This window comes from Caulifigura coniformis (assembly GCF_007745175.1).
In the GTDB taxonomy this organism is placed as follows: domain Bacteria; phylum Planctomycetota; class Planctomycetia; order Planctomycetales; family Planctomycetaceae; genus Caulifigura; species Caulifigura coniformis.
Genome location: NZ_CP036271.1, coordinates 2586437 through 2602152 on the forward strand (window position 1 = coordinate 2586437; position 15716 = coordinate 2602152).

14 protein-coding genes are annotated in these 15716 nt (G+C 63.3%); 10 read left to right on the plus strand and 4 right to left on the minus strand.

All coding sequences use genetic code 11. The annotated features are described in order from the left end of the window. The first annotated feature begins 15 nt into the window (after positions 1-15). Complete coding sequence (locus Pan44_RS10250) at positions 16-1053, plus strand: DUF1559 family PulG-like putative transporter (protein ID WP_145029815.1); 1038 nt, start codon at positions 16-18, stop codon at positions 1051-1053. A 116-nt stretch (positions 1054-1169) separates the two neighbouring features. Next, entirely contained in the window at positions 1170-1619 is a 450-nt protein-coding gene (locus Pan44_RS10255; RefSeq protein ID WP_145029817.1) for a carboxypeptidase regulatory-like domain-containing protein, read from the plus strand. A 157-nt stretch (positions 1620-1776) separates the two neighbouring features. On the opposite strand, the gene Pan44_RS10260 is transcribed toward Pan44_RS10255, so the two are convergent. Next, complete coding sequence (locus Pan44_RS10260) at positions 1777-3168, minus strand: RtcB family protein (RefSeq protein ID WP_145029819.1); 1392 nt, start codon at positions 3166-3168, stop codon at positions 1777-1779. 345 nt (positions 3169-3513) lie between these two features. Between Pan44_RS10260 and Pan44_RS10265 the strand changes: the two genes are divergently transcribed. The 3 genes from Pan44_RS10265 (at position 3514) to Pan44_RS10275 (ending at position 6558) form a co-directional block, all read left to right on the plus strand. Further along, positions 3514-4581: a DUF1559 domain-containing protein gene (locus tag Pan44_RS10265; protein WP_145029821.1), complete on the plus strand. Its 1068-nt coding sequence runs from the start codon at positions 3514-3516 to the stop codon at positions 4579-4581. Between the two features lie 101 nt (positions 4582-4682). Next, the gene (locus Pan44_RS10270) at positions 4683-5198 is read left to right on the plus strand and encodes a carboxypeptidase-like regulatory domain-containing protein (RefSeq protein WP_145029823.1); all 516 of its coding nucleotides are present in this window, start codon (positions 4683-4685) and stop codon (positions 5196-5198) included. A 40-nt stretch (positions 5199-5238) separates the two neighbouring features. Continuing rightward, entirely contained in the window at positions 5239-6558 is a 1320-nt protein-coding gene (locus Pan44_RS10275; protein ID WP_145029825.1) for an arylsulfatase, read from the plus strand. Between the two features lie 12 nt (positions 6559-6570). Here the strand turns inward: Pan44_RS10275 and Pan44_RS10280 are convergent, their stop codons facing one another. Beyond that, positions 6571-8268 carry an amidohydrolase gene (locus tag Pan44_RS10280; protein WP_197453998.1) on the minus strand — a complete coding sequence of 566 codons (1698 nt, stop codon included), beginning with the start codon at positions 8266-8268 and terminating at the stop codon, positions 6571-6573. A gap of 224 nt (positions 8269-8492) precedes the next feature. Here Pan44_RS10280 and Pan44_RS10285 point away from each other — a divergent pair, with 224 nt between their 5' ends. Next, positions 8493-8939, plus strand: a complete 447-nt coding sequence (locus Pan44_RS10285) for a hypothetical protein (protein WP_145029829.1) — start codon at positions 8493-8495, stop codon at positions 8937-8939. A 65-nt stretch (positions 8940-9004) separates the two neighbouring features. Here Pan44_RS10285 and Pan44_RS10290 read toward each other — a convergent pair whose 3' ends face one another. Beyond that, positions 9005-9415, minus strand: coding sequence for a hypothetical protein (locus tag Pan44_RS10290; protein ID WP_145029831.1), 411 nt, complete (start codon positions 9413-9415; stop codon positions 9005-9007). Positions 9416-9484: 69 nt separating this feature from the next. Here Pan44_RS10290 and Pan44_RS10295 point away from each other — a divergent pair, with 69 nt between their 5' ends. Then, positions 9485-9955: a hypothetical protein gene (locus tag Pan44_RS10295; RefSeq protein ID WP_145029833.1), complete on the plus strand. Its 471-nt coding sequence runs from the start codon at positions 9485-9487 to the stop codon at positions 9953-9955. On the opposite strand, the gene Pan44_RS10300 is transcribed toward Pan44_RS10295, so the two are convergent. Further along, on the minus strand, positions 9927-10673 hold the full coding sequence (locus Pan44_RS10300; protein ID WP_145029835.1) for a hypothetical protein: 747 nt from the start codon (positions 10671-10673) through the stop codon (positions 9927-9929). The two genes, Pan44_RS10295 and Pan44_RS10300, sit on opposite strands and share 29 nt — an antisense overlap. A 148-nt stretch (positions 10674-10821) precedes the next feature. On the opposite strand from Pan44_RS10300, the gene Pan44_RS10305 reads away from it, so the two are divergent. The 3 genes from Pan44_RS10305 (at position 10822) to Pan44_RS10315 (ending at position 15690) form a co-directional block, all read left to right on the plus strand. Continuing rightward, positions 10822-11556 carry an RraA family protein gene (locus Pan44_RS10305; RefSeq protein WP_145029837.1) on the plus strand — a complete coding sequence of 245 codons (735 nt, stop codon included), beginning with the start codon at positions 10822-10824 and terminating at the stop codon, positions 11554-11556. Positions 11557-11585: 29 nt separating this feature from the next. Beyond that, on the plus strand, positions 11586-12002 hold the full coding sequence (locus tag Pan44_RS10310; protein ID WP_145029839.1) for a hypothetical protein: 417 nt from the start codon (positions 11586-11588) through the stop codon (positions 12000-12002). A gap of 361 nt (positions 12003-12363) precedes the next feature. Then, positions 12364-15690 (plus strand): DEAD/DEAH box helicase, encoded by a 3327-nt coding sequence (locus Pan44_RS10315; RefSeq protein WP_145029841.1) that lies wholly within the window; start codon positions 12364-12366, stop codon positions 15688-15690. The last annotated feature ends 26 nt before the right edge of the window (positions 15691-15716 follow it).

A 15716-nucleotide genomic window follows, 5' to 3' on the forward strand; every position in this document is an offset into this window, starting at 1 on the left:
CTGAAGGATTTCACGGTGTCAGGTCGCTCAAAGAGTCGTCAAAGGGGTTTCACGCTGATCGAGTTGCTGGTCGTGATCGCGATTATCGCAATTCTGATCGCTCTTCTTCTTCCTGCCGTCCAGCAGGCCCGCGAGGCCGCACGGCGAACTCAGTGCAAGAACAACCTGAAGCAGTTGGGGCTTGCGCTCCATAACTACCACGACGTGTTCAATACGTTCACGTACCGCCAGGGCGGCACGAACACGAACGATGCGGTGAACGGCAACTGGGGCCGCCTGAGCGGCGCCGTGAGCCTGCTGCCCTACATCGACCAGGGGCCGCTGTTCAACCAGATCAGCTCGCCCCTGACGATCGGCGCCACGACGTATCCGGCGAACGGGCCGGCGCCGTGGCAGGAGGCCTACACCCCCTGGAACGCGACCATTCCGGGCTTTATCTGTCCGTCGGACACGGCGCATGTGGCGAATAACCGGATCGGCAACATCAGCTACGTCTTCTGTGCGGGTGACAGCTCGACCGTGAACTCGACGAATCCCCGCGGTGTGTTCGGCCTGAACAGCCGGGCCAACTTCCGCGACTTCGCCGACGGCAGCAGCAACACGATCATGATGGCCGAGCGGATGTTCCCGACCTCGACCAACGACCTCGCGAACGTGGTCTACGCGACGAACTTCACGATCCCCAATGATTGCCGCGCGACGTTCAACAAGACGACGCGTCAGTATGTGACTGGCACGCCGAAACAGTCGACGGGTGATCGCTGGACGGACGGTGGAGCCGCGTTCAGTGCCTTCAACACGATCCTGCCGATCAACTCGCCTTCGTGTGCCCACAACAGCCACGAAGCCCAGAACGGGTTTTACTCGGCCGCGAGCCGTCACACCGGTGGCGCCCACGGTCTGATGGGCGACGGTTCGGTCCGCTTCATCAGCGAGAACATCGACACGGGCAACCTCTCGATCGATGCCGCGACGATCAACGGCCAGAGCCCATACGGGGTCTGGGGCGCGCTGGGCAGCAAGGCCGGCGGCGACCAGGTCGGCGAGTTCTAAGACGAAATCACTACCGAACGAGGGAGGGCCGAGCGCCCGGGTCCATGCCAACACGGATCCGGCTCCGGCCCTCCAGTTTTTGGTAACGACACATTCCCAAGACGGAAGCACTCACCATGTCTCGATTTTCTCTCTGTGCAGCCCTGGCCCTGATGGCCGGCTGCGGCGGCTCGGCGTCCGATCAGTGGACCAAGGACCGCCCGAAGACCTCTCCCGCGGAAGCCGTCGTCACGCATGACGGCCGAGGCATCGAAGGCGCCAGCGTGACGTTCGCGCCAGTTGGCCGTGACGGGACGGCCGCCTTCGGCCTGACCGATGCCGAAGGCAAGGTCGTTCTCAGCACTTTCGGGGACAAGGACGGCGCGGTGGCCGGCGACTACATGGTCACCGTGACGAAGAAGAGCGTCGACATCACGCCGAACCCGAAGGATCCGAACGGTCCGCCGTTGAAGTCGGTGGAGAAGTCTTTGATCCCGGCGCGCTATTCGAGCTCGGGGACGAGCCAGCTGAAGGCGACGATCAAGGATGGCGGCGAGAACAAGTTCACCTTCGATCTGAAGGGTTGATTCGCGACCGGTTCTGCGGTCGCGTGAACAACCACGCCGGAAAAAACCACGGATTGCACGGATCAAACGGATGAGCGGCGATGGCCGTCATCCGTTCTTTCCGTGTGATCCGTGGTTCCTTTTGTAAATGGCACGCGCGGCCTGCCAGCGAACCGGGTCAGTCTTCCGGTGCACTGCCGTCGTCGCACATCTTGACGATCCGCGGATCGAAGCGCGCGATCGGGGCGACGAGATCGGACTGGGCTGCCATAACGGAGTGGATGTCCTTGTAAACGAAGGGAACCTCATCCGCGCCGGCGGAGAGAACGCGGACTCCTTTCGTCGCGAGGTCGTTCTGCACCGCGCGGAACCGGTAGGAATCGCGGGCCTTCTTTCGCGACATGACGCGGCCTGCGCCGTGTGACGCGGACCAGAGCGATTCCGGGTTTCCTTTTCCGCGCACGACGAACGCCGGAGTTGCCATCGACCCTGGGATGACCCCGAGGACTCCGGGACCGGCTGGCGTCGCTCCCTTGCGGTGCACAACGACTTCCTTTCCTCCGTGGCATTCCTTCCACGCGAAATTGTGGTGGTTTTCGACGCCCGCAATGATCTCTGCTCCGATGAGCCGGCTCACATTGCGGTGGATCACGTCGTGATTGGCGGCCGCGTAGTCACCCATGAGGTTCATGGCGGCCCAGTATTCCGCTCCGGCCTGGGAATCGAGATCGAGCCAGGCGAGATGCTTGAGTTCGGCGTGTCGCGGCGGGAGTTTCGACATCGCCAGGCTGCTGTACTGCGAACAGACGGCATGACCGGGTCCGCGGCTTCCGCTGTGGCTGAGGAGCGCAACGTACTGCCCGGGCTTCAGGCCGAGCTCCTCTTCGTCGAGGGTGAGCAGGCCGTACTCGACGAAGTGGTTGCCCGACCCGGAGGTGCCGAGTTGCTTCCACGCCTTGTCCTTGGACTCGCGGGTCACGCGCGTGATGCTCCAGTCCTGGTCGAGGACCGGGTGCATCTGCTTGCGTTCCCAGCCGACGCCGGTTCCGAACCTCGTTCCATCCTCGAGAGACTTCCTGAAGACGTGGAACATCTGTTCGTTGTCGAGCGACTCGGCCGGGAGGTCGAGAACGGACATCTTCATGCGGCAGGCAATGTCGACGCCGACGGCGTAGGGGCAGACGGCGTTTTCGAGCGCAAGCACACCGCCGATCGGCAGTCCGTAACCGACATGCGCATCAGGCATGAGGGCCGCTCCGACGGCATTGGGAAGCGAACAGGCGTTGCGCATCTGGGCGTGGGACTGCTCGTCGATGCCATCTGCGCCCCAGGTGCGATAAGTGATGGGCTCACGAGGTTCGTACTTGCCGACGGAGGCAATTTCGGTCGCCAGGGCGCCGAAGACGGGATCGCCCAGATAGTTCGCCGGCTGGTCTACGACATCAGGGATGCGCTTGAGGGCGTCTTTCGGCTTCAAGGCTCCGCGCTCGACCGACTGCGAGATCGCTTCGATCGCGAGCGGGACGCACTCCTCGGGCACGCCGAGCTGCATCAGGTCCTTCTTGTTCACGGCACGTTTCCCGAGCGCGGCCAGGGGGATGAAGAATTCGAGTCTATTCGGGACACGCCGACCCCGACAGAAGTTCTCCCGAATGTGTATGACTTTCCCGGGAAGCGTGTTGCGCCGGTCGCCGCGAGATCTTCACGGGGACTTCATCAGTCACTCATCTTGCGGGCTTACTGTCCGCCAGCACATTGGACCTGAGCTGCCGCGCCCTACGGATTTCCTCGCGTTCAACACGTTCGGCCTCCCTGACGCGATCTCGCCGGGGGTAAACTGTGGCCGTGAAGGTTGACTGCTTTCAGGTACCGAGTGCTCGCGAGTTTCAGGTTCCTTGCAAGAAAGAGTCATGCCATGAAGCCCACCCAGGCGCTGTTGGCCGGCCTGCGTCGCAGGCCGGCATTCACGCTCATCGAACTGCTGGTCGTGATTGCCATTATCGCGATCCTGATCGCGCTGCTGCTGCCGGCGGTGCAGCAGGCGCGCGAGGCGGCCCGCCGGACGCAGTGCCGCAACAACATGAAGCAGCTGGGACTGGCGCTGCATAACTACGAATCGACCTTCGGAGTGTTTCCGGCCGGGCGAAGCGGCACGGCCGGAGGCTCGGCCGTCGCCAACACCGAGTACCTGTCGGGGCTGGTCTACCTCTTGCCGTTCCTCGAGCAGAACCCGGTCTACAACAGCATCGGTTCGACGATCACCGGTGCTCCCATGGGGCCGGCTCCGTGGATCGAGACGTTCGCTCCGTGGCAGAACAAGATCCCCGCGTTTCTTTGCGCATCGCAGGGGAGCCACCTGGTCGACGCCGGCGGATATCAGCAGAGGGCCGGCCGGACCGCCTATGCATTCAACATCGGTGACAGCACGACACAGGGGCCGAATTACCGCGGAATGTTCGGCAAACATTCTTATGCAAAGATCAGCGCGGTGACGGACGGGACTTCGAACACGCTGCTGATGGCGGAACGCCGCTGGCCGGTGACGGCGGGCGACATCGGTCACACGGCGCTGAATCGCGGATCCGCTCTGGTCGGGATGCCGACGGACTGCCGGTCGACCGTCGGGGCCAATCGCAGGTACATCGTTCCGGCGACGAACCAGGGGGCGTGGGCGGGCCGCGGATGGGCCGATGGACAGCCGGGCATCACGAACTTTTCGACCGTCCTCCCGCCGAATTCACCATCATGCTATCCGGGAACGAGCGCGGGATCGGACGGGATCTCTTCGGCGGGCAGCATGCATGTCGGAGGCTGCACCGTGTTGCTGGCCGATGGATCTTCACGGTTCATCAGCGAGAACATCGATGCGGGGAACCAGGGGGTGAGCGCGACGTGGTCCTCCGCGATGCCGGCAGCGAGCGCGTATGGCATCTGGGGAGCCCTCGGGACGCGAAGCGGCGGGGAGACGACGGGAGAGTTCTAAAGCCGGCCGCGCGGCATCGCGTCCTCAGTTCCGACTCCAGCCATCGTAAACGACGGCGGGAGTCGGCGTTGTCTCTCTCCTTTCGCTTGAAGGCTCTCGCCATGACGACTGAATCCCGCTTTCCGACTGGTCCGCTGCTCGTGACGCTGGCCATCCTGGTTGCGCTGGGGTGCTCGGCCAGGGACCGCTGGCAGGAAGGGCGGCCGCCCGTGGTGCCGGCGAGCGGCGTTGTGCTGCACGACGGAGCGCCGTTGGCGGGCGCCAATGTGGTCTTTCTTCCCAAAGGGGGGACGCACACGGCCTTTGGAACGACTGATCCCGATGGTCGGTTCCAGTTGACGACGTTCGATTCCGGCGACGGCGCAGTGGCAGGCGAGTACGACGTGACGGTCACGCATCTGGTCATCGAGAACGACGCTGACCCGCGTGATCCCGAGCATCTTCCGCCGCTCCACCATGCGGAATACTCGCTGATTCCCGAGCACTACTACGACCGCGCGAAGTCGGGGCTCACGGCATCCGTGCCGGCCGAGGGAACTGAGACGCTCGAGATCACGCTGAGCGGGAAACCGACGGGGAAGTTTGATAAAGGTAAGCCGAAGTATCGCACGATGTGACAATCGTGCGGGTTGAGTCGCTCATTCCCCGAGGTTGCCCATGCGCGCTGTGATGCTTCACGCCTGCACGATGTTTGTCCTGTTGCTCGGCGCGTGCACGGCGCGCGGAGCCGACAGGCCGAATGTGGTGTTCATCCTCGCAGATGACCTGGGCTACGGAGACCTCGGATGCTTCGGCCAGAAGCTGATCCAGACTCCCAACATCGACCGGCTGGCGAGTGAGGGGATGCGGTTCACGCAGGCGTACGCTGGGGCGACGGTGTGTGCGCCGTCTCGATGCTCGCTGATGACCGGTCTGCATAACGGCCACGCTCCGGTGCGAGGCAACCAGGAAGTGAAGCCGGAAGGGCAGATGCCCATGCCTGCGGACACCGTCACGCTGGCGCATGTGATGAAGCAGGCGGGATACCGGACGGGACTCATCGGCAAATGGGGGCTGGGGCATCCCGGCTCAGAAAGCACGCCGGACAAGATGGGGTTCGATTATTTCTTCGGCTACAACTGCCAGCGCGAGGCGCATGAGTACTACCCGCAACATCTGTGGCGGAACACCGAAAAGGTGATGCTCAACGGCGAGAAGTACTCGCACGACCTGATGGCCGACGACGCTCTGAAGTTCGTTCGTGACAGCAAGGACTCACCGTTCTTCCTGTACCTGGCGTTCACGATTCCACACTCCAAGCTGCAGGTTCCGGAACTCGGGGTGTATGCCGATCGCGACTGGCCGGAGAACCTGAAGAAGCTGGCGGCGATGGTGACGCGGATGGACAGTGACGTCGGCCGTCTGATGACGCTGCTGAAGGAGTTGAAGATCGACGAGAAGACGCTCGTGTTCTTCGCGAGCGACAATGGAGCAGCGTATCGCGACGAATTGTTCGACCACTCGGGGCCGTTGCGGGGTTTCAAACGCGACATGTACGAGGGAGGAATTCGGACGCCGGCGATTGCGCGGTGGCCGGGACGGATCAAGGCGGGCGTCGTGAGCGAGCAGGTGTGGAGCTTCTACGACGTGCTGCCGACGCTGGCCGATCTGGTGAGCGCGCCAGCTCCAAAGGGCATCGACGGCATTTCCATCCTGCCGGCGCTCGTTGACGGGAAAACGATCGAGCATCCTCCGCTGTACTGGGAGTTCCACGAGTTCGGGTTCGACCAGGCGGCCCGGATGGGGAACTGGAAGGTCGTCAAGAAGGGAAAAGACGGGGCAATCGAGCTCTATGACCTCTCGACGGATCCGGGGGAGGAGCAGGACATCGCCAGCGCCCAGCCGGATATTGTCAGCCGGTTTGCGGAGTTCCTGAAAACCGCCCGGACCGATTCTCCCGCCTGGCCGATCAAAGCCGGGGGCCGGAAGCGGCGATGAGCGGGACGTTGCTCATCGCTGATGGACGATGCGCCCGCCGACGATCGTGGTTTCGACCTTCAGCGTTCCCAGGTCGTCGCCCGGCGTGGTGAGCGGGCTGGCCGAGAGGATGACAAGATCCGCCAGTTTGCCAGGTTCGATGGAGCCTTTCTCCTGTTCTTCAAAGGCTCCATACGCGGCATCAATGGTGTAACTGCGCAGGGCTTCGAGGGGCGTGAGGCATTGCTCGGGGAAGAACTGCTTTCCATCGCCCATGCGGCGCGTGACGGCCGAGCGGAGACAAAGCAGTGGATTGACATCCTCGACGGGGACATCGGTGCCGTTGATCAGGAGGGCCCCGCTGTCGACGACGCTCCGCCAGGCGTAGGCTCCGACGCGAGCCCGTTCTTCGCCGAGGCGGGTGACCACGAACGGACCATCGGACGTGGCGTGGTTGGCCTGCATCGATGCGATCACGCCCAGCTCGGAGAGCCGCGGAATATCGGCCGGATCGATATGTTGGAGGTGCTCGATGCGCCAGCGGCGATCCTTTCCATTCATTCCCCGGAGGACTCGTTCATAAATGTCGAGCACTTCGCGGATCGCCTGGTCGCCGATGGCGTGAGTGCAGAGCTGGTAGTCATATTTTGCCGCCAGTTGGGCCGTCTGCTCGATGCGACCGAGGGAATGAATGCGGAGGCCCGTGCTGGCAGGAAGGTCGACGTAGGGCTTCAGAAGCAGTGCGCCGTGGGACCCGAGGGCGCCGTCCGCCATGCACTTGATCGCCCGCACGCTGAGATGACCGTCCGCGGCGCCGATGGTTCGGGCGGCTTCCATGCGCCGGGCAAGGGTTTCGGGCGTGGCGGAGAGCATGACGAAGAGCCGCAGTCCGAGCTTGCCTTCGTCCGCGAGTTGGCGAAACAGGTCGACCTCCGAGAACGGTGAGCCGGCGTCCTGGAAGCTGGTGACGCCCTTGGACAGGCATTCCTGGATGGCGACTTCAGCGGCGTGACGGTCATCGGCGTCTCGCTCGGCCGCGGTGCGGCGGGCCTGCCAGCGGCCATGTGCTGCGTGGACCGCGCTCGAGGCGGTTTCGCGGAGGACGCCGGTCAACCTGTTCTGGGCATCGCGGAGGAATTCTCCTCCGGCGGGGGGCGTCGATTCGTCGTTGATCCCCGCCGCCTTGAGGCCTTCGGCATTGGCGATTGCCATGTGGCCGGTGCCATGAGTCAGGAGGACAGGGTTATCGGGAGTGGCGGCGTTGAGAATCGCGTTCGTGGGATAGCGGCTGCCGTCGGCCTGCGGCGGCGTGGTCCAATGCTCCTGATGCCAGCCGCGCCCGATGATCCAGTCTCCTTTCCGGACGGACTTCGCGCGTTCGGCGACGCGCGCGACGCATTCCTCCCACGACTGGCAGCCGGAAAGGTCGACATCAATCCGCTGCTGGCCCAGGGAGAGGAGATGGCCGTGGCATTCAATGAATCCGGGAGTGACGACGCGGCCGGTCAGTTCGATGGTCTTCGTCTGCGGTCCCACAAGCGGGGCGATTGCCGCGTTGGTTCCGACGGCGACGATGCGACCTTTGGAGACAGCGAGAGCCTCGGCCTGGCGGTTGACCGCGTCGCAGGTGATGACGATTCCGCCACGGAGGACGAGATCGGCCGGTTCTGCGGCGACGGTGGTCGCTGCGGTTGCGAGGGGGATGACGAGGAGGAGAATGCGTGAGAGCATGTGAGTCGTGGACAGGCTGTTCGCGGCGCCGGTGGATCGGGATGCGAGTTGCCTGAGGGAGCGCCCGGCAGTCCTCGCGAAGCGAGAGCTTACCAGAGCGTTGAGACGAATGTGTGGCGTGGCAGGAAGTCGTTTGAGTCTGGAGATTGCCCGCATTCGCGCACGGCCCCAACGGCGGTGGCACGCAGTTGTGGTGCGTCAGAGTGGCCTGTGAAGGAACTTCGATGAACAAGGCTTTCGTGCGGGAGCCCGATTTTGAGCGGCACACCTACTGCCCGCGCTGCGGAACGATCACCCTGCACGTCTGGGCCGGGCCGCTGGACCGCCATGTGCGGGCCGAATCACGGGGAAAGCTGGCCGACGACGGCTGGTACTGCCCGAATGCTCGGTGCGACGTCGCCTATTTTCAGCCGGATGGTGCGATCATCGAAGTGAGCGAACTCACCGGTGAGGTCTATCCGTATGACCTCGATGCGCCGATCTGCGCCTGTTTCGGTCTGACATACGATGATGTGGCTGCCGATGCGGAGAGTGAGTCTCCCGTGCGGCTGCGGGACGTGCTGGCGAAGTCGAAGACACCCGCGGCCAGGTGCGCGGCCCTGGCGGTGGATGGGCGCTGCTGCCTGCCGGTTGCTCAGGAGCTTTACATGCGGCTGAAGGCGAAGGGGTGAGCCGCACGACTGTAAGTCCTCAGCATTGGCGCACGTCCTGAACGTTCGTGGCATGTTCGGCTTCGTCAGTTGACGGGCACGTCCGGTTCCAGGATCTCCAGCGCAACAGAGTAGGCATGTGACGCGAGATCGACGCCCATCGAGAATCTCATTTCGAGGTCGTGGGATTCACGGTCCCTGACGGCCGCCGAGATGTCGAAAAGTTGCCGATCGTTCGTCGGCGCGGAGGGGGCGAGCCGCTGGCCGTTGAGAGTGACCTCGTCCAGCGGCCACTCCTTGGGTACGGAAATGGCGACGCGGGTCGTCGTGCTCAGGCCGGTTGGCCGGTGAAACCTGCGAAGGAGCGAGACAGATCCCGTTCGTGCCAGGCGTCCGAGTTCGTCCCAATCACGAGGCAGATGAACGCGTCGGGATTCGTGTTGGCCGTCGCGATCGATCTCGGCAGTCCACGGGCCGTGAATTCGAATGAGATGCATGGGATCGCGTGGAGTGTCAGAATCAGGCCGGGGGAGTGTTCACCATAGTGGCCTGGCGGGCGAAGGCGGATGTCGAACTCTCGCGTTGTCGGAAAACGGGCGCATCGTGGAAGACGCAACCGGGCGCGGACGGCCCTGCTGCTGGCGCTATTCGTCTGGGGCGTCTTCGCGGTCTGGCGAGGCTTCCCCCGCTTCGATTCACGCCTCGTAGGCCGATGGGAGATTCGCGACCTCGGCCGGACCGCGTCCGTCATCACATTCCACGAGGGAGGCTTTGGCCAGCGGGGAAACGAACATGGCCACCGGGAGTTCCGCTGGTGGACGTGCGGGAACCGGCTGTTAATGCATCCGAATCACGTCAGCCGGTCGGCCAATTATCAGGCCGTTGCGGAATACGCGCTCCGGGCGGCCTGCTTTCTGGGGCCGCCGGCGGAGGTCTCGGAATTCAAGATCGTCCGCATTGAGGCGGATGAGGCGCGATTCGACCGCCGGACATGGTCGGGGGGGATCGTTACCGAGACCCTGGTGTTGCATCGCTGACGGGCTTGCCGGCCTTCTCGCCGGGAGCTCCCTTCGCTTTGTCGTGATCTTCGAGAGTGATGGCGATGCAGAACGGAGCAGCCACTGATGCACTTTTGCGCCCGACGAAATCGATCGTCTTGATCGTCTTTTCCGGGTACGGATTGTCCCAGACCGACGAGTAGACCCTGACCCCCGCGACAGTCTGGTCCGAGTAGTCGTTCTCACCCGCCCACGCGACCTGCCCCAGGCTCGGTGGCTCGCTGTCGCCTTCGACATACCACCAGTCGCGGACGTCGCGGCCGTAAATCAGTGGAATGCTCGAAGTCGCACCGTCCTCATAATGAACGATGTATTCGCCGATCTGGGTCTCGTCCTTCACGACCACCTCCGGCGGAACGTCCGTCTTTCCATGACCGCCATAGCAGGTGGAATGCAGGAGATGGATCCGGCCGCAGGTCCGATTGACCGGAATGCCGTCGATGCGGTCCGGAAACTTCTCCAGGATTTTGCCGCCAAGCTGCAGCACTCCCTCCCCGACCTCGAACACGACATCGTTGAACGTCTGAGTTCCCTTCGGCAGTCGGGAGAGGTGGTTTCCCGGCCCCATGCGTCCGAAACCGTCGTCCAGCTTCTGGTTGGACTGTTTCGAGAGGTCGACGGAATGCATTTCGCCCGCCCGAAGCCCCGCCTGTGAACACACCGCAAGAAGCATCGCCGCTGCAAGAATCCGTCGCATGACTCGACTCCGTTCCGGCCCTGTTGAAGAACACCCGATTGACAGTATCGACTCCCGGAAGCAGGCGAAAGCGGGCTGCGCGAAGCCGGCGAACCTGATAGAGTGCGGCTCCGATTGAACCTCCGATTTTCACCCCGCGCCGCTGAACATGTCGAACACCATCACTGCCGCTACGCTGGATGATCTTGCGAAGTACGACACTCCCACGATCTGCAACGCGATCGAACTGTTCGATGTTCGACCGCGGAACGTGGGGTACATGGACAAGCGGATCGAATGCTGCTTCCCGAAGATGCCGCCGATGGTCGGGTTTGCCTCGACGGCGACGTTTCGCAGTTTGGCGCTGCCGCGCAAGCAGGGGGACGCCTACGCTTCACTCTCACAGCAGGTGGAAAGGTTCGCCGAGTTGCCCGGTCCCGCCGTCGTCGTCTTCCAGGACCTCGACAGCCCCTGCGTCTCCGCGACGTTCGGCGAAGTGATGTGCTCGATCTACAAGGGCTTCGGCGCGAAGGGGATCATCACCTCCGGAGCCGGCCGCGATCTTGACCAGGTCGAAGCCATTGGCTTCCAGGCCTTCACTGACGGAACGATCTGCTCGCACGGCTACTGCCACACGCTCGCACTGCATGTGCCGATCACAGTCGGCGGCGTCGCGATTGAACCCGGCGATCTCCTCCATGGCGACCGCAACGGCGTGTCGACGATCCCCCTCGACATCGCCAGCGAAGTCCCGCAGGTCTCCAAGGAACTGATGGACGCCGAGCAGGTCGTCCTCGACTACGTCCGCGGCGCCTCGCCGAACGCGAAAGGCCTGGAAGGCGCCCGAAAAGAATGCGCCGCCATGATGGCCGCCATCAATAAGCGCGTCACCCGGAAGAAGTAGAACTTGGTGTTCAGCCGTAGGAACTGTCCATGCCGCGAATCCTTATTGAAGGCGGTGCTGCAGTTTTCAATGGCGACACGCAAGTGACCGACCCTTTGGTGCTACGGTCACTTGCCGGCATCGAGTACGATGAGGAGCGATTCACTGACTACATCGGCGGACCGCCCGAGGAAAACGAATTGGCAACAGTGCTCGATGCCGGTGGCACAATCAAGTTTGACTATCGTGATGGCGAAGACGTGCTGGTTGCGATAACGGAGTATCGGAGTCATCGACCACTTTCGGATGCGGAACTCCGGCTTCTCGTGGAGTACACGATGGGACAGTGGTCTGACGGAATCGGGGAGAACTGGACCTGCGAAAGTGCCGGCAAATGTGGCTACACAATCATGTGCCTCACTCCGGGAGACGGCGTTGTTCCAGTCGTCAAGATTGTCAATGAGTAGTCGGGCCCTGTGAGCCGGCCCCTGCAACGAGACATTGCCTGGCAGCCCCGCGATCACATCCGCAACCAACACAATCTTTTGGCGACGCCCATTCCGTACGAAGCAGTGCGGACGAATCGGGCTAAAGTCTCTACTTCCGCGGTCTCTCCTCTGACTTCTCTGCGGTGGGATCTCTTACGCTTTTTCGGCCAGCCCAGCATTCGCATCAAACCAAACTGGCGGACCACTCCAAGCTTCCGTTAAAATTGCCAGATTCGCGTTTTGGTTCGTACGGATTCGTTGACGATTCTCCGCCCCCAGCAAGTCGCTTGGTCGGAAATCGAGATGACGCGCCGCTGACGGGCGAGTCTTGGAGGACTGTGTGTCGCTGGCTCAGGTGTTGCAGGCAAAATTCCGGGGAGACGTCCGCTTTCGTGGCCAGGCGTATCTTCAGGCAGAACGCGTCGCCGTGACGCGAGTGACGTCCGACCATCTCTACGCCGTTGTCCGGGACGGCGTCGAGTACCAGACGCAGCTCAGCCGTGTGAACGGCGAGATGAAGATGTTCTGCACGTGCGTGGGGGAAGGGCAGACCCGCGATCCCGCGTGTAAGCATCTGTGGGCGACCGTCCTGGCGGTCGACACCGGGAGCTATCTGACGGCCACCGCCCGCGTCGGGCATATTCCTCCGTTTGCGGCGGAATCGGCTTCGACGTTCGTGATGTCGCCTCTCGAGGAAGAGGAGGAAGGCGGGGGAGACGTCTTCCAGCCCCGCGCCCGTCGCGAGAACGGTGTCGCTGTCGCCACGCCGACGGCGACAAAACTGCGGGCTCCGAAAAAAGACTGGGAACAAAAGCTGGACGTGATTCGCGAGGCCCACGAGCCAGGCGCCGTCGCCCGCACCACGGAGAGTCGTGAGCAGGAGATTTTCTTCGAGATCGATCTCACGGAGAGCCGATCGGGCAAGCGGCTGATCGTGCAGACCTCGCAGCGGCAGCGCCGCGCCAATGGCCAGTGGGGGAAACTGAAGCCGCTGAAGCTGCGTCCTGGCAAGTTCGAGGACATCGAGCATGCGGACGACCGGAAGATCCTGGCCTACCTGGCGGGCGGAACACCCGAACGGACGAACTGGTACGCCCAGCAGGCGGAATTCCAGACGTCGGTGTTTCGTTACACGCTGCCCCACGAACTGGCGCTGTTGCTGCTGCCGATGATGTGCGCGACCGGACGGGTCCGCATCGCCGGCGAGAGCGAAAGCGACGGACAGGCCGTCACCTGGGACACGGGGCCGTCGTGGTCGCTGTGCCTGGCGCTGCGCTCGGCGGAGATGGGCGAGACCTGGCGACTGACGGGCGAATTGCGCCGCGGACAGGAATCGCTGCCGCTGGCCAAGGCCTCGCTGCTCCTTCCGGGTGGCCTGGCGCTGATCGACCACAAGCTGTCGACGTTCGACGACTTTGGCGCGTTCGAATGGATTGAGACCGTCAACCAGGAGAACGGGCTGGAAGTCGCCGGGGGCGAGCAGCAGGAACTGGTCGACCGGCTGCTCGACATGCCGGCGCTTCCCGAACTCGATCTTCCGATGGACCTGCGCCTGGAAGAAATCCGCGTCAGGCCGACGCCGATGGTCCTGCTGAAATCTCCCAAGGTTCGCGGCTGGAAACATGACCGGCTTCAGGGAGCCGTGCAGTTCGACTACGACGGCGCGGTCGTCAACGGCGGGAGCACGCAGTGGGCGATCGTGCAGCGCGAGCGCGGCGTGTGCATCCTGCGCGACCGCGAGTTTGAAGCGGCGGCGTGGTCACAACTGCAGGCGGCCGGGTTCCGACGCCTGCTCGACCGCTTGCGCGGAGAATCGGACATTGAGATCAGCGTGTCCGACCTGGGCCGGGCGGTGCGGGCGCTGGTGGAATCGAAGTGGCAGGTGAGAGCGGACGGAAATCCCGTCCGACAGCCCGGGCCGATGGCCTTCCGCGTCGAATCGAGCGTCGACTGGTTCGAGCTCTCGGCGAAGATCGACTTCGACGGCCGGACGGCGGCGTTTCCGGAACTGCTCTCCGCGCTGGCACGCGGAGACAGCACCATCCGGCTGGACGACGGATCGCTCGGCATCCTGCCCGAGGAATGGCTGAAGCAATACGGATGGCTGTCGAGCCTGGCGACCGCGGACGACGACGCGCTGAAGTTCTCGGCGTCGCAGGTCGGGCTGATCGACGCCCTGCTCGCAGGCGAGCAGATTGTGGAACTTGATGCGGGCTTCCAGCACGTTCGCGACCGACTGCAGAATTTCCAGGGCGTCGACGCGGACTTCGAGCCGGTCGGATTCCACGGCGAACTCCGGCCGTACCAGCGTGAAGGCGTCGGCTGGCTGAAGTTCCTGCAGGAGTTCCGATTCGGCGGATGTCTCGCGGACGACATGGGTCTCGGAAAGACCATTCAGCTCCTCGCGCTTCTGCAGGAGCGGAAGCGGCTGCGTGACAAGCACCTGCCGTCGCTGGTCGTCGTTCCGAAGTCGCTCCTGTTCAACTGGGTCCAGGAAATCCAGCGGTTCACGCCGGAAATGACCCACGTGGAATACACCGGCCTGGAACGGGCGGCGATGCGCGACAGCCTGGCGACGCACGACATCATCCTGACGACCTACGGAACCCTGCGGCGCGACGTGGGCATCCTGAAGGACATCGTGTTCGACTACTCGGTGCTCGACGAAGCGCAGACGATCAAGAATGCGGCGTCGCAGGTGGCGAAGGCATCGCGGCTGATCAAGGCGCAGCACCGCCTGGCGCTTTCCGGTACGCCGATCGAAAACCACCTGGGCGACCTGTGGTCGATCTTCGAGTACCTGAATCCCGGCATGCTGGGACGCAGCTCGGCGTTCAAGATGCAGACCTCCGACGCCTCGGACGAACAGTCGCGGAGGGTCCTCGCGCGGGGACTCAAGCCGTTCGTCCTGCGGCGAACGAAAATGCAGGTGGCCGCGGAACTTCCCGAGAAGATGGAAGAGACGATCTTCTGTCAGATGGGCAAGCGGCAGACGCGGCTGTACCACGAACTGCGCGATCACTATCGCAGCTCGCTGCTCGGCCTCGTGAAGGAGCAGGGACTTGGCAAGTCGAAGCTGCACGTTCTCGAAGCGCTGCTCCGGTTGCGTCAGGCGGCGTGTCACCCGGCGCTGCTCGAACGAGAATCGTCCGAAGAGGCGTTCGCGAAGCTCGATGTCCTGATCCCCCACCTCGACGAACTGATCCAGGAAGGCCACAAGTCGCTCGTGTTCTCGCAGTTCACGAGCATGCTGGCGATCGTCCGGCAGCACCTGGACAAGAAGGGGATCCGCTATGCCTACCTCGACGGCCAGACCAAGAAACGGAAGCAGGTGGTCGACGAGTTCCAGGACGATCCCAACTGCCCCGTGTTCCTGATCAGTCTCAAGGCGGGCGGTTTGGGTCTCAACCTGACGGCGGCGGAATACGTGTTCCTGCTCGATCCCTGGTGGAACCCGGCCGTCGAGGCGCAGGCCATCGACCGGGCTCACCGCGTCGGACAGACGAAACGGGTGTTCGCCTACCGCCTCATCTGCAAGGACACGGTGGAAGAAAAGATCCTGGAACTGCAGAAGAAGAAACGCGAACTGGCGGACGCCATCCTCGAAGCCGACGGCGGCCTGATGAAGGACCTGACGGCAGAAGACCTGGAACTGCTGCTCAGCTGATCTCCGGCGGCCTGTCACAGGAATCC